The following is an 18,450-nucleotide window of genomic DNA, read 5'->3' as shown; positions in this document are numbered from 1 at the left end:
CGAACGGCCCGCGGACGGGCCTGCGGATGAATCCCGAGAAAGCCGTCCGGCGGGAGGCGCTCGCGGTGGTGCTTGCCACCAGCGCCTACGGCATCTCCTTCGGAGCGCTGGCTGTCGCGTCCGGACTGGACGTCTGGCAGACGTGCGCACTCAGCCTGCTCATGTTCACGGGCGGCTCGCAGTTCGCGTTCGTCGGGGTCTTCGGGGCCGGAGGCCTCGCGGCGCTGCCCTCGGCGATCGCATCCGCCGCACTGCTCGGCGTGCGGAACGTCGCCTACGGCATGCGCATGTCGCGCGTGATCGGCGGCGGCGTGGCCACGCGCGCGCTGGCCGCCCCGTTCACGATCGACGAGTCGACCGCCGTCGCGATCGCCCAGGACGATCCGCGCCTGCGCCGGGTCGGCTTCTGGCTCACCGGCGTCGGGATCTTCGTGGGGTGGAACATCACGACCCTCATCGGGGCGCTTCTCGGCGACGTGCTGGGAGACCCGCGGGATTGGGGACTGGATGCCGCCGCCGCGGCCGCCTTCCTGGCGCTGCTCTGGCCGCGACTGCGCGAACGTCAGGCCGTCGCGGTCGGCATCGCGGCGGCCGTCGTCGCGGCGGCGCTGACCCCGGTGCTGATGCCCGGGCTACCGGTGCTGGTGGCGGCCGTCGTCGCGATCGTCGTCGGGTGGTTCGACTGGTTCTCCGGACGAGGCCGGCTCGAATCGGCAGTGGGGGAGGGCTCATGAGCGTGTGGAGTGCGATCCTGCTCGCGGCTCTCATCTGCCTCTCGCTCAAGGCCGCGGGGTACCTCGTGCCGCCGAGCGTGCTCGAAGCACCCCGCCCCGCGCGCATCTCCGACCTGCTGACCGTGGCTCTGCTCGCCGCGCTCGTCGCCGTGCAGACCCTCGGCGCGGGCCAGGCCATCGCCGTCGATGCCCGCGTGCCCGCTCTGCTGGTCGCGGCGGGGCTGCTCTGGATGCGGCAGTCGTTCCTCGTCGTGGTGTTCGCGGCCGCCCTGACCGCCGCCGTGCTGCGCCTCTGGGGAATCGCGGTGTGACGGGATGACGGTGCACCCCGCGTAGGATCGAGGGGTGCGGATGAGCTGGGTGTCGAGGATCGTGTCGTGGGTCGCATCGGCCCTGATCGGCGGGGTCTACGGCGTCGCCGGCACGATCGGCCACAGCCTGACCTGGGGCCCCGTTCCCGTCGGCATCATCGTCGGCGCGGTGGCCTGCGCCGCCATCCTCATCGCTGTGCGATCGCTCACCCACGATCGTGGTGCGGCCGTCGCCGCCGGCCTGGGAATGGTGGGCACCCTCCTGGTGATCTCGGGCGTCGGACCCGGCGGTTCCGTCGTGGTGCCGAACACCCCGGCTGGACAGATCTGGACCTACCTGATCGCCGGGATCGTGCTGCTCGTGGTCGCCTGGCCATCGTTCCGCCGCCCGGCCGTCGCCCCGCGCCCGCCCGCCGCCACCGTGCCCGCCGTGGCGGATGCTCCGCCCGCGACGCTCATCACCGACGTGCCCGGCGTCCCGCGGCCGACGCCGCCCCCCGGGCGCACGCAGGAGAGCGGCGGGCAGCCGACGTAGACTGGAGGGCGTGACCTATGTGATCGCTCTGCCCTGTGTCGATGTGAAGGATCGTGCGTGCATCGACGAGTGTCCCGTCGACTGCATCTACGAGGGGGAGCGGTCGTTGTACATCCACCCGGATGAGTGCGTGGACTGTGGGGCGTGTGAGCCGGTGTGCCCGGTCGAGGCGATCTACTACGAGGACGATCTGCCCGACGAGTGGCAGGACTATTACAAGGCGAACGTGGAGTTCTTCGACGAGATCGGTTCTCCCGGTGGTGCGGCGAAGGTGGGGGTGATCGCGCACGACCATCCGATCGTCGCCGCCCTCCCGCCCCAGGGCGAGAACGCGTGAGCGTCCGAGACCTCGCCGACTACCCCTGGGACGCGGTCGTTCCCTATCGCGAGCGCGCGGCGCAGCACCCCGGCGGACTCGCGGACCTCTCCGTCGGCTCACCCGTCGATCCCACCCCCGAGATCATCCGCCGTGCCCTGGCCGAGGCGACCGACGCGCACGCCTATCCGCAGACCGTCGGGACGCCCGCACTGCGCGAGGCGATCGTCGACTGGTACGCGCGGCGTCGGGGCGTCGACGACCTGACCGTGGCGAACGTGCTTCCGACCATCGGGTCGAAGGAGTTCGTCGCGCTCCTGCCCACGCTCCTCGGCCTGGGGGAGGGCGACATCGTCGTGCACCCCGAGATCGCCTACCCCACGTACGACGTGGGAGCGCGCGTAGTGGGCGCCACACCGCTGCCTGTCGACGACCCGGCCCAGTGGCCGGAGGGCACGAAGCTCGTCTGGATCAACTCTCCGGGCAACCCGGACGGACGCACATGGACGGTCGACGAGCTCGCGGCCGCCGTCACCCGCGCGCGAGAACTCGGCGCCGTGCTCGCCAGCGACGAGTGCTACGCCGAGCTGGGCTGGGACGGGGTGTGGGCGACCGAGACGATCCCGTCGATCCTCGACCCGCGTGTCACGGGCGGCAGCCGGGCCAACCTGCTCAGCGTGTACTCGCTCAGCAAGCAGTCCAACCTCGCCGGGTACCGGGCCGCCTTCGTCGCAGGCTGCGCCCGCATCGTCGGAGACCTCCTGACCGCGCGCAAGCACCTCGGCCTCATGCCGCCCGCGCCCGTGCAGCACGCCATGGCCGTGGCGCTGGGTGACGACGACCATGTCGCCGCGCAGAAGGAGCTCTACCGCGAGCGGCGCGACCTCCTGCGCCCCGCGCTCGAAGCGGCCGGATTCCGCATCGACGGCTCCGAGGCCGGGCTCTATCTGTGGGCGACGGAGGGGCGCGACGCATGGGAGTCGATGGGGCGGCTCGCCGACCTCGGCATCCTCGCCGGCCCCGGCCCGTTCTACGGCGCGGCCGCGCATCAGCACGTGCGGCTCGCGCTGACCGCGCCCACGGAGCGCATCGCCGAGGCTGCGCGACGACTTCGTGCAGTATGACGGCACGCCCGCTGTAGGTTTCCTCCTCGGGGGAGGCATCCGTTTGGCGGATGCGACAGTAGGCGGATCGTCCTACTAGGCTGTAGAGGCGATTCGGTCGTGATCCGGCCTGGCGCTGTGCGCCGTGCGATCGCCCGCTCCGCGCAGCACCGATTCCAAGGATGACCGGCCCGCGGTGCGAGACGAGACAGACTACGGGCAGAAACCCAAGGAGGTCCGCGTGAGTGCAGCGGCAGACCAGCAGGCCACGGCGAAGCTGACGATCGGTGACACGACCGCCGAATTCCCGCTCCTGCAGGGCACTGCGGGTCACAACAGCATCGACTTCTCGACGCTGACGCGGCAGACCGGCTACACCGGCCTGGACTACGGCTTCGTGAACACCGCGTCGACCAAGTCGGAGATCACGTTCATCGACGGCGACCAGGGCATCCTGCGCTACCGCGGCTACCCGATCGAGCAGCTGGCCGGACGCACGAGCTACCTCGAGGTGGCGTGGCTGCTCATCTACGGCGAGCTTCCCAGCGAGACCGAGCTGGCCGAGTTCGACGAGAAGATTCGCCGGCACACCCTGCTCCACGAAGACCTCAAGCACTTCTTCTCGGCGCTGCCGCACACCGCGCATCCGATGTCGGTGCTGTCGTCGGCCGTCGCCGCGCTCTCGACCTACTACGAGGGCCAGACCGACCCGCACAATCCCGAGCACGTCGAGATCAACACGATCCGCATGCTCGCCAAGCTCCCGGTGATCGCGGCCTACGCGCACAAGAAGAGCATCGGTCAGGCATTCCTGTACCCCGACAACTCACTCGGCTTCGTAGAGAACTTCCTCAAGCTCAACTTCGGGGTCAACTCCGAGCCGTACGAGATCAACCCGGTCATGGCCAAGGCGCTCGAACTGCTGCTGATCCTGCACGAGGACCACGAGCAGAACGCGTCGACGTCGACCGTGCGTCTGGTCGGCTCGACCGGCGCGAACCAGTTCGCGTCGATCTCCGCCGGCATTCAGGCGCTCTCCGGGCCGCTGCACGGCGGTGCGAACGAGGCCGTGCTCACCATGCTCGGACAGATCCGCGACTCCGGTCAGAGCGTCGCCCGCTTCGTCGAGCGCGTGAAGAACAAGGAGGAGGGCGTCAAGCTCATGGGCTTCGGCCACCGGGTCTACAAGAACTACGACCCGCGCGCCAAGCTCGTCAAGGAGGCGGCAGACGAGGTGCTCGCCTCGCTCGGCGTCACCGACCCGCTCCTCGACCTCGCGAAGGAGCTCGAGGAGATCGCCCTCGCCGACGACTACTTCCGCGAGCGCCGCCTGTACCCGAACGTCGACTTCTACACCGGCGTGATCTACAAGGCCATGGGCTTCCCGACGCGCATGTTCACCGTGCTCTTCGCGATCGGCCGCCTCCCCGGGTGGCTGGCGCAGTGGCGCGAGCTGCAGAACGACCCGCAGACCAAGATCGGTCGCCCGCAGCAGCTTTACACCGGGTCGCCTGAGCGCTCCTACCCGACGCGCTGACCGGGCGGGACCGTGCCCGTCGTCAGCTCGGAGGCGTACGTTCCCGTCGACCCAGCGACCGCGTTCGCGGTCTCGCAGACGACCGGGTCGGTGCGCCGGCGGTGGGACCGGTTCATCAGCGAGCAGCACTTCCTCGACGGGGCCGTCGCGGCCGGCAAGGGCGTGCGAACGCACACCCGGCAGCGGTTCGGCCTGTCGATGACGAGCAGGTACGTCTCGTACGCGCCGCCGACGAACGTGGGCATGGTCATGGAGGACGGCCCGTGGTTCTTCGCGAAGATGGGCGGGGGATGGCGGTTCGCTCCCGCTGACGACGGCGCGGGCACGATCGCGACGTGGAAGTACAACTTCGCCTGCTGTCCCGCGTGGCTCGCGCCGGTCGCCGAGTGGATCGGTGTGCGCGTGCTGGGGCACGAGATCAGACGGCGGCTCGACGGTTTCGTCGCCGGATGCAGCGACCCCGAGGTGCTCCGCGCGGTGCGGAGTCCCTCGGGGTCGTGAATCGATCCGCTCGCGCGGGTCAGCGTGCCTGCGAGCCGCGTCCGCCCTGGCGGTTCGCGCCCGGACGACCGCCCTGGCCGCCGTTCCGCGGCTGACCGCCCTGGCGGGCCGGCGCGGCACCGGACGACGTCTGGCCCTGGCCTGCGGGGCGCGGGCGACGGCGACGGCGAGCGGGGGGCGTCGCCGCTCCGCTGCGCTCGCCACCGGCGGGTCGCTGCTTAGGCGCCTGGCGCTGCGCGGGCTGCGGCGGAGCGGGACGCACGTGCGGCGCGCGCTCCGGTACGAGCTCGGTGACCGCGGCGGCGGTGACCTCTTCGAGCGGGGCCACGATCGCGGCCTTGCGCAGCAGGTCCTTCACGTCGCGGCGCTGCTCGGGGAGCACGACCGTGACGACGGTGCCGGCGGCACCGGCGCGCGCGGTGCGGCCCGAACGGTGCAGGTACGCCTTGTGCTCGACAGGCGGGTCGACGTGGACGACGAGGTCGACGTTGTCGACGTGCACGCCGCGTGCGGCGACATCGGTCGCAACGAGCACGCGCACGCCGCCGTCGGCGGGGTCGGAGGAGAAGGCGCCGAGATTGCGCTCACGCGCGTTCTGCGACAGGTTGCCGTGCAGGTCGACGGCCGGGATGCCGGCAGCGGTGAGCTGCTTCGCGAGCTTCTTCGCCTGGTGCTTGGTGCGCGTGAACAGGATGCGCCGGCCGGTGCCAGAGGCGAGGTCGCGCACGAGCTCGGTCTTGTTCTCGGTCGAGTCGACCACGAGCACGCGGTGCGTCATCTCGCCGACCGGCACGCTGGCCTCGTCGACCTCGTGGCTGACGGGGTGCACGAGGAAGCGGCGAGCGAGCGTGTCGATACCGCGGTCGAGCGTGGCGCTGAACAGCAGGCGTTGGCCGCCCGCGGGGGTCGCCGAGAGGATGCGCGTGACGCCGGGGAGGAACCCGAGGTCGGCCATGTGGTCGGCCTCGTCGAGCACCGACACCTCGACCTGGCTCAGACGCACGATCTGCTGCTTCATGAGGTCTTCGAGGCGTCCGGGGCACGCGACGACGATGTCGACGCCGCCGCCCAGAGCCTTCTCCTGCGGGCGCTGGCTCACGCCGCCGAAGACCGTGGTGACGCGCAGGCCGACGGCCTCGGCCAGCGGTGCGATGGTCGCGGCGATCTGCGTCGCGAGTTCGCGGGTCGGTGCGAGCACCAGTCCGCGCGGAAGGCCGGCGCGACGAGGGGCGCCGGAGGCGGCGAGGCGGGCGACGAGCGGGAGCGCGAAGGCGATGGTCTTGCCGCTACCGGTGCGGCCGCGGCCGAGCAGGTCGCGACCGGCGAGCGAGTCGGGAAGCGTGTCGCGCTGGATCGCGAACGCCTCGGTCTTGCCGGATTCGGCGAGGACGGCGGCGAGTTCGGCGGGAACGCCGAGATCGAGGAAAGTGGGCATGCGTGACTCCGTCAGTGCGTGGGATCACGCACGATAGTGGGTTGAGGTGGGCGCCGGCGCGCAGAGAGGAGCGCTCGGTCCGCCGTTCGAAAGGCCAGCGATCGCTGGTGGTGGGAGCCGGGTGACTCGTTCTGGTCCTCAATGACCCCGTGACGACGACGACGCCGCCGGGACACGGCCCGGGCGACGCCTCAGTCTACCAGCGCTGCCGGGAACCGGGCCCGACGCCGCGCTCAGGCGTGCAGCGTCTCGTTGAGCGTCACGCCCACGCCCGCGCGCTGCACCGCTTCGACGGCACCCGAGAGGGAGTTGCGGCGGAAGAGCAGACCGCTCCGTCCCGAGAGCTCGGCGCCCTTCACGGTGGGGCGGGTGCCGTCCGCCGTGACGGGCGCATCCACGAGCACGACCTTCGTGCCGGCGGTGACGTACAGGCCGGCCTCGACCACGCAGTCGTGGCCGAGGGAGATGCCGATGCCCGCGTTCGCGCCGAGAAGCGTGCGTGCGCCGATCGACACGCGGTGCGAGCCCCCGCCCGAGAGGGTTCCCATGATGGACGCGCCCCCGCCGATGTCGCTCCCGTCGCCGACGACGACGCCCTGCGAGATGCGCCCCTCGACCATGGAGGCCCCGAGGGTGCCGGCGTTGAAGTTGACGAAGCCCTCGTGCATCACGGTGGTGCCCGGCGCGAGATGGGCGCCCAGGCGCACCCGCGAGGCGTCGGCGATGCGCACGCCGGCCGGCTGCACGTAGTCGGTGAGGCGCGGGAACTTGTCGAGTCCCTGCACCTGGATGCCCGCGCGCTGCAGCTGCGGCCGACGGCGTGCGGCCTCGGCGGGCAGCATCGGACCGGTGTTCGTCCAGGCCACGTTGGGCAGGTGAGGAAAGATGCCGTCGAGGTTCAGGTCGTTCGGGCGCACGAGCAGATGCGAGAGGGCATGCAGGCGCAGGTACGCGTCGGCGGTGGACGCCGGCGCGGCGTCGAGGTCGATCTGCAGCCGCACGAGTTCGGTGCGCACGCCACGGCGATCGTCGGCGGACGCCTCGGCGCCGAGGCCCGCGTCTCCGTCGGCGGGAAGGGACCCGGCGCCCACTTCGGGGTACCACGCGTCGAGCACGGTGCCGTCGTCGGCGATGGTCGTCAGTCCGATACCCCACACGGTGCGCGCGTCAGTCATGCCTCCACGGTACCGGCTCGGGGCTGCGCGCTCGGTCCGCGTCCCCCCGCGAGCGCCGACGGGCACGTCGTAGGCTGGGGGGATGCCGCTCGATCTGACCGCATCCTCCGTCGACCTCACCCGCGCGATCTGCGACGTCCCCAGCGTCTCGGGCGACGAGAAGGCCCTCGCCGACCTGATCGAGGAGGCGCTGGCGCCGCTCGACCACCTCGAGGTCATCCGGCACGGCAACACGGTCGTCGCACGCACCGCGCTGGGACGATCGCAGCGGGTCGCGATCGCGGGGCACATCGACACCGTGCCCCTCAACGACAACCTGCCCACGCGCCTGGTCGAGATCGACGGCGAGCCGTACCTGTGGGGGCGCGGGACCGTCGACATGAAGGGGGGCACGGCCGTGCAGCTGAAGCTCGCCGCCGAGCTCGCCGATCCCGCCGTCGACATCACCTGGATGTGGTACGACAACGAGGAGGTCGACGCGGCGAAGAATGGGCTCGGTCTTCTGGCGGCCGACCGCCCCGATCTGTTCGCCGCGGACTTCGCGATCCTGGGGGAGCCCTCGAACGGCGAGGTCGAGGGGGGATGCAACGGCACGATGCGGGCGATCGTACGCACACGCGGCGTGCGCGCGCACAGCGCTCGCGCCTGGATCGGCGAGAACGCCATCCACGCCGCCGCCCCGATCCTCGCGCGTCTCGCGGAGTACCGGGCGCGGGAGATCCCGGTGGACGGTCTGCTGTACCGAGAGAGCCTGAGCGCGGTGCGCATCACCGGTGGCGTGGCGGGCAACGTCATCCCCGACCTCTGCGAGGTCGAGGTCAACTACCGCTTCGCGCCCGACAAGTCGGCCGCGAAGGCGGAGGCGCACCTGCGCAGCGTGCTGGCCGGTTTCGAGGTCGAGATCACGGACGCTGCGGAGGGAGCCCGACCCGGGCTCGACGCACCGATCGCGCACGACTTCGTCACCGCGGTGGGAGCCGAGCCACGGCCCAAGTACGGGTGGACCGACGTGGCGCGCTTTTCGGCGCTCGGCATCCCCGCCGTCAACTACGGGCCGGGCGACCCGCATCTGGCGCATCACGACGAGGAGCGGGTGCCGCTCGCCCAGATCGACGCGGTCGAGCGCGGTCTGCGCGCATGGCTCACGCGACACTGACCGCGGCGCGACGCTGGGCGCAGCTGCCCCTGGCGCTCCGCATCGCCGTCGTCTACCTCGTCGCCCGGGTCGTGACGACGACCTTCCTGGTGCTCGCGGCCGATCTCTCGACATCGCTGTCGCGCTTCGGTCCCGACCCCGGCCTCGCCGACTTCGTGCTGGGGTGGGATGCGCAGTGGTACTGGCTGGTCGCCGTGGAGGGGTATCCGACGACGCTCCCGGTGACCGCCGCGGGAACGGTCGCGGAGAACGCCTGGGCCTTCATGCCGGTGTTCGCCTATCTCGCACAGGCCGTGGGTCTGATCTTCGGGTCGTGGGGCATCGGCGCGTTCCTCGTCTCGTTCGTGTCGGGCTACCTGGCGTGCCTGGCCCTGCACCGTCTGCTGCGGGACCGGATCGGTGCCTCCGCGGCATTGTGGGCGGTGGTCTTCTTCGCCGTGGGCCCGGTCGCGGCCATGTTCCAGGTCGGGTATGCGGAGTCGCTCTTCCTCCTGCTCCTCTTCCTCGCGCTGGACGCGGTCCAGCGCCGCGCGTACGCCTGGCTCTACGTTCTGATTCCCGTCATGGCGTTCACGCGGCCGGGCATCCTCGCGTTCGCCCTGTTCCTGGGGTTGCACGGCATCGTGCGCTGGGTGCGGCGGCGGCGCGATCCGCTGAGGCGCGCCGAGGTCGCGCACATCGTCGCCGCGGGGGCCCTCGCGACGATCACCGGCTTCGCATGGCAGGTCATAGCCGGACTCGTGACCGGCGATATGGGCGCCTACCTGCAGACCGAACTGGCGTGGCGGAGTCAGTGGGTGCCGGGCGGTGTCGAAGGGTTCGTGCCCTTCGAGGGATGGATCCAGGCCGCGCACCTGTGGTTTACGCTGTGGGGCCTGCCCGCCTGGGCCGGTCCCGTCGCGCTGGCTCTGCTGGTCGCGGGGGTGGCGCTCGCGCTGCTGGTCGTCTCGCAGGTGCGGGCGCTGGGGGCCGACCTGCGCCTGTGGAGCGCCAGTTACCTGCTCTACCTCCTGGCGGTGTTCTTCCCGCAGTCGAGCACCTTCCGCCTCCTCTTGCCGCTGAGTCCGCTCTGGGGGGCCGCAGCGGTGCCGCGGTCCCGGGGGTGGCGGATCGGGGTCGTCGCGCTCTGTCTGCTCGGGCAGTGGGTCTGGATCTTCCACGTCTACGCCCTCGGTAACACGTTCTGGCAGGTCCCCTGACGGTGAACAGCGGATGCTTTTCTTCACAGGTGACGCTCAGGTGGCGGTCGTACCCGATAAACTCTCTGCATACCACCGAGGAAAGGAAGCCGCGATGGCAGCGATGAAGCCGAGGACCGGGGACGGCCCCATGGAGGCCGTGAAAGAGGGACGACTCATCATCGTGCGTGTTCCGCTCGAAGGAGGAGGCCGCCTGGTCGTCTCCGTGAACGACGCCGAGGCGAAGGAGCTTCACGACGTGCTGGCAGCCGTCGTGGCGCCGGCCTGAGGTACGTCCGCACCGAGTACGCGAGAAGAGGGCGGTGGATCATCCGATCCACCGCCCTCTTCTCGCGTCTGGCGATGCCGGCGCGGTCAGCCGCGCTCGGGGATCCCGATGAGCTGCAGCAGGCCCTCGCCCGTCGCGGAGACGGTCGCGAGGACCGCGGACGACTCCTGGGTCGCCTGGATGAGGGAGCGGTACGAGGCGGTGACCTCGTCGCGCTGCACCGGGTCGGCCACGCGACCGCCCGCGAGGACGCGCGGCACGAGCACCATTCCGCCCTCACGGACGAGGCGCAGGCCGTGCTCGACGTAGTCGATGACATTGTCGGGGTCGGCGTCCACGAACACGATGTCGTAGGACGCCTCGTTCATGCGGGGGAGGACATCGGCGGCGCGACCGGTGATGAAGCGCGCCCGGGTCGCTGGGATGCGGGCGTCGGCGAAGGACTGGCGCGCGGCGGCGAGGTGCTCCGGCTCGTTGTCGATCGTCGTGAGGACGGCCTGCGGAGCCCCGCGCAGCAGCCAGAGCCCGGAGACGCCGGCACCCGTGCCGATCTCGACGATCGAGCGGGCCGACGTCGCGGCGGCCAGCACGGCGACCTGCGAGCCGACGGCCGCGCTGATCGGCGCCGCACCGAGCTCGAGAGCGTGCGCGCGGGCACGCGCGATCGCGTCGGGTTCGACGATGGACTCGCGGAGGAAACGCGCGTTCGCGTCGTGCTCGCTCATGGGGGGCCTTTCCCTGCGCTGTGACTTCTCCCAGGGTATTCGCTCGATGGACGAGCCGAGTGCAGGCGCGGCGGTAGCCTGGGGAGATGGAGTTCGGGCTGACCATCGAGAAGCTGTTGCTGATCGGTCTCGTCGCCGTGCTCATCGTCGGTCCCGAACGCCTGCCGCGCATGGCCGAGGGGTTCGCGCGGGTGGTACGCCGTGGTGGCGAGTTCCTGCGCGACACCCGCAGCCGAATGCGCGACGAGATGGGTCCCGAGATCGATGAGGTCGACTGGCGCAAGCTCGATCCGCGTCAGTACGACCCGCGCCGCATCATCCGCGACGCGCTGTTCGAGGAACCGGCACCCGCCGCGACCGCCGCGCCCGCGGTTATCGCCGAGCCCCCGCCTCGGCATCCGATGACGCCGTTCGACGCCTCGCGACTGCCGCCGTTCGACGCCGAAGCCACCTGAGGTCTCGCCGGTTCGACGCCGATGCGTCGGGGGTCAGCGCGGGGAGAAGGGCAGACGACGCCCGGCCAGGCTCTCGGGCCGTCGCGACAGAGCGGCGGCCAGCCCGCGGATCTCGATCGCTGCAGCGTCGTCCGGACGCTGCAGCACCACGGGCACCCCGGCATCGCCGCCCTCGCGGAGGGCCGGACTGAGCGGGATCGACGCGAGCAGCGGCACGGTCGACCCCTCGGCGCTCAGAGCATCCGCGACCGCGGCGCCCCCGCCGGCGCCGAAGAGCTCGAGCACCGAGCCGTCCGGCAAGGTCAGCGGCCCCATGTTCTCGACCACGCCGACCACGCGCTGCCCGGTCTGCCGCGCGACGAGCCCGCTGCGGATCGCGACGTCGGAGGCCGCGACCTGGGGGGTCGTCACCACCAGCACGTCGGCGTGGGGGAGGAGCTGCCCGATCGAGATAGCGATGTCGCCCGTTCCCGGCGGCATGTCGATGAGGAGCACGTCGAGGTCGCCGAAGTGCACGTCGGTGAGGAACTGCGAGACCGTGCGGTGCAGCATCGGACCGCGCCAGGCGACGACGCCCTCGCCCTCGCGCAGGAACATCCCGATCGAGATGGTCTTCACGCCGTAGGCCACCGGCGGCAGCATCAGGTCGTCGATCCGCGTCGGTTGCGTGCCCGCCGGGATGCCGAGCAACCCGGGGATCGAGAACCCGTGCACGTCGGCGTCGACCAATCCCACGGCCAATCCGCGCTCGGCCAACGCCACCGCGAGGTTCGCCGTGACCGTGGATTTGCCGACCCCGCCCTTGCCGCTGGAGACGAGGATCACCCGCGTGAGGGAGTCGGGTCCGAAGGGCATCTGCCGGGGGGCTCGTCCGTCGCGCAGCTTGTCGGTGAGCGCGCGTCGCTCGTCCGGGGTCATCACGCCGACGTCGACGGTCACCTCGTCGATCCCGGCGACAGACGTGGCTGCGGCGCGGACATCCGCCTCGATACGATCGGCCGCGGGGCAGCCGACGATCGTGAGCACGATCCCCACCCGGGCCCAGGCGCCGTCGACGGAGATGTCGCGCACCATGTCGAGGTCGCCGATCGGCCGGCGCAGCTCGGGGTCCGACACCGCCGCGACGGCCCGACGGACGTCGTCGGCGGTCGTCATCGGCGCGGTCGCGGGGTTCGGGTGCGGATCGGACCGGTCTGCGGGTGCGCGTTCGCCGACGGCGCCGTCTCGGAGCCGCCCTCGGCCTCGTCGAGATCGGCGAGCAGCGCCTTCAGCTCCTGCCGCAGCACGTCACGCGTCACGACCTGCGCATTGCGCTCTTCGAGCGCCATGCGCAGGGCCACGATCTCGCGAGCGAGGTACTCGGTGTCCGCGAGGTTGCGCTCCGCCCGCTGCCGGTCCTGCTCGATCTGCACGCGGTCGCGGTCGTCCTGACGGTTCTGCGCGAGCAGGATGAGCGGGGCGGCGTACGAGGCCTGCAGCGAGAGCATGAGCGTGAGCGCCGTGAAGCCCAGGGCCGCGTCGTCGAAACGGAGCGCGTCGGGCATGAGGGTGTTCCACCCGATCCACAGCAGGCAGAACAGGCTGAGGATCACCAGGAACGCGGGCGTGCCCATCGCACGGGCCACCCATTCGGTGAAGCGGCCGAACCGGTCGCGCGACGTCGTCTTCTGCCGCGTCGTGCCGCGACCCAGGGGTGCGTCGAGCTGAGGGGAGCGGGAGCGGGAACGAGCCATCAGCGCACCTCCGCAGAGGTGCCGGGCGGGGTCTCGATGTCGTGCGTGCGCCAATCGTCCGGCAGCAGATAGTCGAGCACGTCGTCGACGCTGATGGCGCCGACCAGGCGATGAGCCGCGTCGACGACGGGCAGGGAGACCAGGTCGTAGCTGGCGAGCAGACGCGCCACCTCGGCGGCGGACGCCGTCACCGGCACGGGCTCGAGGCTGTCGTCGACGATCGCACCCAGCCGCTCGTGCGGCGGGTAGCGCAGCATGCGCTGGAAGTGCACGACCCCGAGCAGTCGTCCGGTCGGCGTCTCGAACGGAGGCAGCGTCACGAAGACCGCGGCGGCGAGAGCGGGGTGCAGCTCGTGCCGCCGGATGAGCGCGAGCGCCTCGGCGACGGTGGCATCGGCGGAGAGCACGATCGGCTCGGGCGTCATGAGGCCGCCGGCGGTGTCGGGCCCGTAGCGCAGCAGCATGCGCACGTCATCGGCCTCCTCCGGCTCCATGAGCTCGAGCAGGTGCTCGAGCCGGCTCGGCGGCAGCTGCGCGAGCAGGTCGGCCGCGTCGTCGGGCTCCATCTGGTCGAGGATGTCGGCCGCACGCTCGTCGCCGAGACGGTCGAGGATGTGCACCTGCTCGTCTTCGGGCATCTCTTCGAGGGCGTCGGCGAGCCGATCGTCCGACAGCTCCTCGGCGACCTCGATCATGCGCTGCTGAGGCAGGTCGAGGAGCGTGTTGGCCAGGTCGGCGGCGTGCAGCTCCGAGTACGACGCGACGAGCTGCTCGGCCGACTGCGATTCGCCCGGGGCCCGCTCCTCGGCGACCTCGTTCCACGCCGCGAAGGTCGTCGAGCCCTTCGCGAACGGTGAGGCGCTGGTCTTCGGGCGGCGCAGGAACAACTGGCTTACGGCCCATTCGCCGAGGCGGTTGGGTTCGATCGCGACGTCTTCGATCACGGCGGTGCCGCTGCCGTCGACGAGGCTCACGCGGCGCCCCAGCAGCTCGGCGAGCACACGCACCTCGCCGGGGCGCGGTGAGAACCGGCGCACGTTGATGAGGCCCGTGGTGATGACCTGTCCGGAGCGGATCGACGTGACCCGCCCGATCGAGACGAACACGTGCCGTCGGCCGGGGATCTCGACGACGAGGCCGATCACTCGGGGGGCCGCGGTACTTCGGTACACGACGACGACGTCCCGGACCTTGCCGAGCCGGTCGCCCACGGGGTCGAAGACGGCGCACCCTGCCAGGCGCGCGGCGAATACCCGTTGTGTGCTCACTCGACCAGCGTAGTCGCGGTGCGCGGGCGCGCGCCCGATCCCGCGCCAGAGCGGATGCCAGGGAGCGCATGGGACAATGGGGCGATGAGCATGCTCAACCGCCCCGCGAACAGCACCGACATCGGCGAGGTCGTCGCCTCCATGCGCGACTACGAGGCCGCCCAGAAGACGGTGTCGAAGTTGATCGCGGGGGAGGTGCCGGCCCGCGACATCGCCATCGTCGGCCAGGGCATCCGCACCGTTGAGCGCATCACGGGTCGCCTCGGCTACGCCACCGCGGCGCGCTCTGGTGCCGTGAACGGCATCCTGATCGGCCTCTTCCTGTCGGCCATCCTGGTGCTCGGCAATCCGGAGGTGCCGATCCAGCTGTTCGTCGGCTTCGTGCTCATCGGCGTCGCGATCGGCATGATCCTCAGCCTCGTGACCTTCGCCATCGTGCGGCGCCGCCGGGACTTCGCGAGCGTCACGCAGCTCGCGTCCGACCACTACGAGGTCACCGTGCTGGCCGCCTCCCTCGCCAAGGCCCGGCAGGTGCTCGGTGCGCGTCCGGCCGCCCCCCGGCCTCCCGTGAACCTCGACGAGCCGCCGCGCTACGGCGAGCGGATCCCGACCGGCGGCGGGGTCCCCGGTCAGCAGCCGCCTGCCGCTCCTCCTGCGCCGCCGGTTGTGCCGCCACGCCCCGCAGACCCGGCGCCCGGTGCCGACACCCCGTCGACCCCCGGCACGGACGCAGGGAAGCCCGACGAGGGCGGCGCGCCCGCGGGCGCACCCGAACCCGCCTGATGAACGAACCGGAGCACCGCCTCGTCGAGGTCGCGCTGCCCGCCGGCCCCGTCTCCGTTTCGGCCCTGTGGACGCCTCCCGCCGACGGGACGGTCGTGATCGTCGCGCACGGCGCGGGAGCGGGGATGGAACATCCGTTCCTCGCCGGTTTCGCCGAGGCGCTCGCCGCCGATGGCTTCGGCACGCTGCGGTTCAACTTCCCGTACGTCGAGCAGGGCCGACGGATGCCCGGGCCCGCCGCGCACGCGATCGCCACCTGGCGGGCCGTCGTCGACACCGCCAGGGCAGCCGCGCCGGGGGCGCGCATCGTCGCGGCCGGCAAGTCGTACGGCGGACGCATGGCATCGATGGCGGTCGCCGACGGTCTCGACGTCGATGCCCTCGCCTACCTCGGCTACCCGCTGCACCCTCCGGGGTCGCCCGAGAAGCTGCGCGCCGAGCACCTGCCCGGCATCGCCGTGCCGCAGCTCTTCGTCGAAGGGTCCCGCGATCCGTTCATCCAGCCGCGCGAGCAGTTCGACCAGGTCGTGGCCGGGTGTCAGAACGCCAGGGTCGTCTGGGTCGAGGGCGGCGGCCACAGCTTCGAGGTGAAGGGGCGCAGGCTCGCCGCATCCGAAGCGGGGGCCTCGCTCGCACCGATCGTCGCCGACTTCGCCGCCGCGCGCTGAGCGGCGCGACGGCGAAGCACCTCGACGTCAGCGCTGGGCGCGAGCGATCCAAGCCTCGATCTCGTCGGCCGTGCGCGGGATATCGGCCGAGAGGTTGACCGGACCGTCCTCGGTCATGAGGATGTCGTCCTCGATGCGCACGCCGATCCCGCGCAGCTCCTCGGGCACGGTGAGGTCGTCGATCTGGAAGTACAGGCCCGGCTCGATCGTGAACACCATGCCGGGAGCGAGGATGCCGTCGTAGTACATCTCGCGTCGGGCCTGAGCGCAGTCGTGGACGTCGATGCCGAGGTGGTGCGAGGTGCCGTGCACCATGTACCGCCGGTGCTGCCCGCCACGATCGGCATCGAGCGCCTCGTCGGCCGACACCGGCAGCAGGCCCCACTCGGCCGTGCGGGCGGCGATCACCGACATCGCAGCGGCGTGGATGTCGCGGAAGCGAACGCCCACCTTCGCGGCGGCGAAGGCGACATCGGCCGCCTCGCGCACCGTCTCGTAGACCTTGCGCTGCACGTCGGTGAACGTGCCCGAGACCGGGATGGTGCGGGTGATGTCGGCGGTGTAGAGGCTGTCGGCCTCGACACCCGCGTCGACCAGGATGAGGTCGCCCGGCAGCACGGCGCCGTCGTTACGGGTCCAGTGCAGGTAGCAGGCGTGGGGCCCGGATGCCGCGATCGTGTCATAACCCTCGCCGTTCCCGTCCTCGCGGGCGCGGCGGTGGAACACGCCCTCGACCACGCGCTCGCCGCGCGAGTGCGCGATCGCGGCGGGCAGCTCGCGGAGGATGTCGTCGAAGCCCGCTGCGGTGATGGCCACCGCGCGTCGCATCTCGGCGATCTCGTACTCGTCTTTGATGAGGCGAAGCTCCGACACGAACCGGGTCAGAGCGTCGTCCTCGTCGAGCACGAGCTCGCCCTCGACCGGGGCGAAGTCGGCCAGGTGTGCGGTCCCGATCGCGAGGTCGGCGGCGACGCCGGCGAGCGACGGCCGCGGGCCGATCCAGAATTCGCCGACGGTGGCGTCGGCGTAGAACTCGGTGGTCGTGCGGTCGGCCCGCTCACGGAAGTAGAGGGTGACGTCGTGGCCGTCGTCGGTGGGGTCGAACACGAGCACCGAGTCGGGTTCGGTGTCGGAAGCCCAGCCCGTGAGGTGCGCGAAGGCGGAGTGCGCGCGGAAGACGTAGTCCGTGTCGTTGCTGCGCTGCTTGAGCGAGCCCGCGGGGATGACGAGGCGCTTGCCGGGGAACGCGGCGGAGAGGGCGGCGCGGCGACGCGCGGCGAACGGCGCCTGTGCGCGGGCGGTGGGAAGGGTCTCGGGGCGCTCCGCCCAGCCGGTCGAGATCGTGTCGAGGAATCCCTGGGGGAACGGCTGCTTGCGGTTGGTCGTGCTGTTCTCGACCTGGGGTTCCGCGACGGTGTCGCGTTCTGCTGCGGTGCTCATCCCCCCAGTCTCTCACCTGCGCGCGGCGGCGAGCGAGGGGCTCAGCCGGCGGGCTCCAGCTGCACGACCAGCGCGCGGTGGTCGCTGCCGCCGGCGTCGTCGATCACGAGCGACCCCGAGGGGGTCCAGTTCTGCGAGGCCATCACGTGGTCGATCGGCGCGCCGACGAGGGAGGGGAAGGAGCTCGGCCACGTGCCCTGCATGCCGTTGCCGGTGCGCGACGCGACGTCGCGGCAGTACCCCATGTCGCCGCCTCCGACCCCGAGACCAGCCATGTGATCGATCGTCGCGTTGAAGTCGCCCGCCAAGATGAAGTCGCCCTCGGGGCACTGGTCGGCGATCCACGACAGGTCGGCCTGCCACTGCGTCATCTCCTCCTGGCGAGGGGCGACGGCGTGCACGGCGACGACCGTCGGCCCCGTCCCGTCGATCGGCATGAGCACGACGCTGGGCACCGAGCCGGTGTTGCTCGACCCGTCCTCCGACGACTGGATGACCGAGTACTCGCCCAGGTCGGGCGACACGAGCACCGTGGTCTGCCATGACTGCGGGCCGTTCGGGATGTCGGGGCGGAACTGCACGTGATGCACCCACATCGGATGCCCCTGCTCGCGCAGCATCACGGCGATGCGCTCGCCGACGGCCTCGGTGGTCTCGGGCAGCGCCACGATGTCGGCGCCCTGGGCGAGGATCTGCTGCGCGATCTGCTCGGCGCCGACGGCCTCGCCCGCGGTGTTCCAGGTGAGCACGCGTACGCTTCCCTCGGTCTTCTCGGGCAGGTCGCCGCCGCCGAAGCCTCGCACCGCGCCGATCGCGGCGGTCGCCCCGGCGCCGAGGAGCGCCACGATGAGGATCGACGCCGCGAAGCCCCGCAACGGCCGAGCGAGCAGGAGCAGCAGCGCCACGAGGGCGATCGCCGCGAACCCGATGAACACGACCCCGCGCACGGCCACCAGCTGAGCGAACGGATACGTCTGCTCCAGGCGGAAGAACTGCGGCCACACCACGACCGCCGTGGCGGCGGCGAACAGCACGGTGACGAGGATTCCCAGGAGGCGAAGCATCAGAACCAGAGTAGAAGCGCCGGCCTGTGAAGTCCCTGCTGCCC

Annotated in this window: 21 protein-coding genes; 13 read left to right on the top strand and 8 right to left on the bottom strand. The window is 71.4% G+C overall.

The genetic code is table 11. The annotated features are described in order from the left end of the window. Positions 1-26 precede the first annotated feature (26 nt). The 7 genes from AC3A3J_RS12965 (at position 27) to AC3A3J_RS12935 (ending at position 5,037) form a co-directional block, all read left to right on the top strand. Positions 27-734 (top strand): AzlC family ABC transporter permease, encoded by a 708-nt coding sequence (locus AC3A3J_RS12965; protein ID WP_487672664.1) that lies wholly within the window; start codon positions 27-29, stop codon positions 732-734. Then, positions 731-1,045, top strand: coding sequence for an AzlD domain-containing protein (locus tag AC3A3J_RS12960; protein ID WP_487672663.1), 315 nt, complete (start codon positions 731-733; stop codon positions 1,043-1,045). The genes AC3A3J_RS12965 and AC3A3J_RS12960 overlap by 4 nt, the downstream gene beginning before the upstream one ends. A 34-nt stretch (positions 1,046-1,079) precedes the next feature. Next, on the top strand, positions 1,080-1,580 hold the full coding sequence (locus AC3A3J_RS12955; RefSeq protein WP_487672662.1) for a histidinol dehydrogenase: 501 nt from the start codon (positions 1,080-1,082) through the stop codon (positions 1,578-1,580). Between the two features lie 10 nt (positions 1,581-1,590). Continuing rightward, the gene (gene fdxA, locus AC3A3J_RS12950; protein WP_487672661.1) at positions 1,591-1,917 is read left to right on the top strand and encodes a ferredoxin; all 327 of its coding nucleotides are present in this window, start codon (positions 1,591-1,593) and stop codon (positions 1,915-1,917) included. Then, positions 1,914-3,020 (top strand): succinyldiaminopimelate transaminase, encoded by a 1,107-nt coding sequence (dapC, locus tag AC3A3J_RS12945; RefSeq protein ID WP_487672660.1) that lies wholly within the window; start codon positions 1,914-1,916, stop codon positions 3,018-3,020. The genes fdxA and dapC overlap by 4 nt, the downstream gene beginning before the upstream one ends. Positions 3,021-3,240: 220 nt before the next feature. Continuing rightward, positions 3,241-4,536 (top strand): citrate synthase, encoded by a 1,296-nt coding sequence (locus tag AC3A3J_RS12940; protein ID WP_487672659.1) that lies wholly within the window; start codon positions 3,241-3,243, stop codon positions 4,534-4,536. Between the two features lie 12 nt (positions 4,537-4,548). Continuing rightward, positions 4,549-5,037: an SRPBCC family protein gene (locus tag AC3A3J_RS12935; RefSeq protein WP_487672658.1), complete on the top strand. Its 489-nt coding sequence runs from the start codon at positions 4,549-4,551 to the stop codon at positions 5,035-5,037. Positions 5,038-5,056: 19 nt separating this feature from the next. On the opposite strand, the gene AC3A3J_RS12930 is transcribed toward AC3A3J_RS12935, so the two are convergent. Together AC3A3J_RS12930 and dapD are read right to left on the bottom strand one after the other, a co-directional pair. Beyond that, positions 5,057-6,472 carry a DEAD/DEAH box helicase gene (locus AC3A3J_RS12930; RefSeq protein WP_487672657.1) on the bottom strand — a complete coding sequence of 472 codons (1,416 nt, stop codon included), beginning with the start codon at positions 6,470-6,472 and terminating at the stop codon, positions 5,057-5,059. Positions 6,473-6,705: 233 nt separating this feature from the next. Further along, complete coding sequence (gene dapD / locus AC3A3J_RS12925) at positions 6,706-7,647, bottom strand: 2,3,4,5-tetrahydropyridine-2,6-dicarboxylate N-succinyltransferase (protein WP_487672656.1); 942 nt, start codon at positions 7,645-7,647, stop codon at positions 6,706-6,708. Between the two features lie 82 nt (positions 7,648-7,729). Here dapD and dapE point away from each other — a divergent pair, with 82 nt between their 5' ends. The 3 genes from dapE (at position 7,730) to AC3A3J_RS12910 (ending at position 10,270) form a co-directional block, all read left to right on the top strand. Continuing rightward, the gene (dapE, locus tag AC3A3J_RS12920) at positions 7,730-8,803 is read left to right on the top strand and encodes a succinyl-diaminopimelate desuccinylase (protein WP_487672655.1); all 1,074 of its coding nucleotides are present in this window, start codon (positions 7,730-7,732) and stop codon (positions 8,801-8,803) included. After that, the gene (locus tag AC3A3J_RS12915; RefSeq protein WP_487672654.1) at positions 8,785-10,002 is read left to right on the top strand and encodes a hypothetical protein; all 1,218 of its coding nucleotides are present in this window, start codon (positions 8,785-8,787) and stop codon (positions 10,000-10,002) included. Before dapE ends, AC3A3J_RS12915 begins: the two co-directional genes overlap by 19 nt. A gap of 94 nt (positions 10,003-10,096) precedes the next feature. Next, entirely contained in the window at positions 10,097-10,270 is a 174-nt protein-coding gene (locus tag AC3A3J_RS12910; protein ID WP_017203323.1) for a DUF3117 domain-containing protein, read from the top strand. Positions 10,271-10,356: 86 nt separating this feature from the next. On the opposite strand, the gene AC3A3J_RS12905 is transcribed toward AC3A3J_RS12910, so the two are convergent. Further along, complete coding sequence (locus AC3A3J_RS12905) at positions 10,357-10,995, bottom strand: O-methyltransferase (protein ID WP_487672653.1); 639 nt, start codon at positions 10,993-10,995, stop codon at positions 10,357-10,359. Positions 10,996-11,081: 86 nt separating this feature from the next. On the opposite strand from AC3A3J_RS12905, the gene AC3A3J_RS12900 reads away from it, so the two are divergent. Next, a complete protein-coding gene (locus tag AC3A3J_RS12900) occupies positions 11,082-11,450 on the top strand; it encodes a twin-arginine translocase TatA/TatE family subunit (RefSeq protein WP_487672652.1) in 369 nt (122 codons plus the stop codon). A gap of 33 nt (positions 11,451-11,483) precedes the next feature. Here AC3A3J_RS12900 and AC3A3J_RS12895 read toward each other — a convergent pair whose 3' ends face one another. Genes AC3A3J_RS12895 through AC3A3J_RS12885 form a run of 3 tightly spaced genes read right to left on the bottom strand, consistent with a single transcriptional unit; the run spans position 11,484 to position 14,451 of the window. Next, on the bottom strand, positions 11,484-12,605 hold the full coding sequence (locus tag AC3A3J_RS12895) for an Mrp/NBP35 family ATP-binding protein (RefSeq protein ID WP_487672651.1): 1,122 nt from the start codon (positions 12,603-12,605) through the stop codon (positions 11,484-11,486). Beyond that, the gene (locus AC3A3J_RS12890; RefSeq protein WP_487672650.1) at positions 12,602-13,183 is read right to left on the bottom strand and encodes a DUF1003 domain-containing protein; all 582 of its coding nucleotides are present in this window, start codon (positions 13,181-13,183) and stop codon (positions 12,602-12,604) included. Before AC3A3J_RS12890 ends, AC3A3J_RS12895 begins: the two co-directional genes overlap by 4 nt. Continuing rightward, a complete protein-coding gene (locus AC3A3J_RS12885; protein WP_487672649.1) occupies positions 13,183-14,451 on the bottom strand; it encodes a magnesium transporter MgtE N-terminal domain-containing protein in 1,269 nt (422 codons plus the stop codon). Before AC3A3J_RS12885 ends, AC3A3J_RS12890 begins: the two co-directional genes overlap by 1 nt. Positions 14,452-14,535: 84 nt before the next feature. Here AC3A3J_RS12885 and AC3A3J_RS12880 point away from each other — a divergent pair, with 84 nt between their 5' ends. Together AC3A3J_RS12880 and AC3A3J_RS12875 are read left to right on the top strand one after the other, a co-directional pair. Continuing rightward, on the top strand, positions 14,536-15,234 hold the full coding sequence (locus AC3A3J_RS12880) for a YflT domain-containing protein (protein WP_487672648.1): 699 nt from the start codon (positions 14,536-14,538) through the stop codon (positions 15,232-15,234). After that, positions 15,234-15,902 (top strand): alpha/beta hydrolase family protein, encoded by a 669-nt coding sequence (locus AC3A3J_RS12875; RefSeq protein WP_487672647.1) that lies wholly within the window; start codon positions 15,234-15,236, stop codon positions 15,900-15,902. Before AC3A3J_RS12880 ends, AC3A3J_RS12875 begins: the two co-directional genes overlap by 1 nt. A gap of 27 nt (positions 15,903-15,929) precedes the next feature. Here the strand turns inward: AC3A3J_RS12875 and AC3A3J_RS12870 are convergent, their stop codons facing one another. Continuing rightward, positions 15,930-17,342: an aminopeptidase P family protein gene (locus AC3A3J_RS12870; protein ID WP_487672646.1), complete on the bottom strand. Its 1,413-nt coding sequence runs from the start codon at positions 17,340-17,342 to the stop codon at positions 15,930-15,932. A gap of 41 nt (positions 17,343-17,383) precedes the next feature. Then, positions 17,384-18,406 carry an endonuclease/exonuclease/phosphatase family protein gene (locus AC3A3J_RS12865; RefSeq protein WP_487672645.1) on the bottom strand — a complete coding sequence of 341 codons (1,023 nt, stop codon included), beginning with the start codon at positions 18,404-18,406 and terminating at the stop codon, positions 17,384-17,386. Between the last annotated feature and the right edge of the window lie 44 nt (positions 18,407-18,450).

Source organism: Microbacterium sp. Soil_N32 (assembly GCF_057655505.1).
Note: the sequence above shows the minus strand (reverse complement) of the source record. Positions and strands in the feature narration are given on the sequence as shown.

Bases quoted from the DNA above. Each gene is read 5' to 3' on its own strand.
- AC3A3J_RS12890 (WP_487672650.1), bottom strand. From the start codon at position 13,183: ATGGCTCGTTCCCGCTCCCGCTCCCCTCAGCTCGACGCACCCCTGGGT.
- dapD (WP_487672656.1), bottom strand. From the start codon at position 7,647: ATGACTGACGCGCGCACCGTGTGGGGTATCGGACTGACGACCATCGCC.
- AC3A3J_RS12930 (WP_487672657.1), bottom strand. From the start codon at position 6,472: ATGCCCACTTTCCTCGATCTCGGCGTTCCCGCCGAACTCGCCGCCGTC.
- dapE (WP_487672655.1), top strand. From the start codon at position 7,730: ATGCCGCTCGATCTGACCGCATCCTCCGTCGACCTCACCCGCGCGATC.
- AC3A3J_RS12895 (WP_487672651.1), bottom strand. From the start codon at position 12,605: ATGACGACCGCCGACGACGTCCGTCGGGCCGTCGCGGCGGTGTCGGAC.
- AC3A3J_RS12865 (WP_487672645.1), bottom strand. From the start codon at position 18,406: ATGCTTCGCCTCCTGGGAATCCTCGTCACCGTGCTGTTCGCCGCCGCC.
- AC3A3J_RS12905 (WP_487672653.1), bottom strand. From the start codon at position 10,995: ATGAGCGAGCACGACGCGAACGCGCGTTTCCTCCGCGAGTCCATCGTC.
- AC3A3J_RS12965 (WP_487672664.1), top strand. From the start codon at position 27: ATGAATCCCGAGAAAGCCGTCCGGCGGGAGGCGCTCGCGGTGGTGCTT.
- AC3A3J_RS12880 (WP_487672648.1), top strand. From the start codon at position 14,536: ATGAGCATGCTCAACCGCCCCGCGAACAGCACCGACATCGGCGAGGTC.
- AC3A3J_RS12870 (WP_487672646.1), bottom strand. From the start codon at position 17,342: ATGAGCACCGCAGCAGAACGCGACACCGTCGCGGAACCCCAGGTCGAG.
- AC3A3J_RS12900 (WP_487672652.1), top strand. From the start codon at position 11,082: ATGGAGTTCGGGCTGACCATCGAGAAGCTGTTGCTGATCGGTCTCGTC.
- AC3A3J_RS12960 (WP_487672663.1), top strand. From the start codon at position 731: ATGAGCGTGTGGAGTGCGATCCTGCTCGCGGCTCTCATCTGCCTCTCG.
- AC3A3J_RS12875 (WP_487672647.1), top strand. From the start codon at position 15,234: ATGAACGAACCGGAGCACCGCCTCGTCGAGGTCGCGCTGCCCGCCGGC.
- AC3A3J_RS12910 (WP_017203323.1), top strand. From the start codon at position 10,097: ATGGCAGCGATGAAGCCGAGGACCGGGGACGGCCCCATGGAGGCCGTG.
- AC3A3J_RS12915 (WP_487672654.1), top strand. From the start codon at position 8,785: ATGGCTCACGCGACACTGACCGCGGCGCGACGCTGGGCGCAGCTGCCC.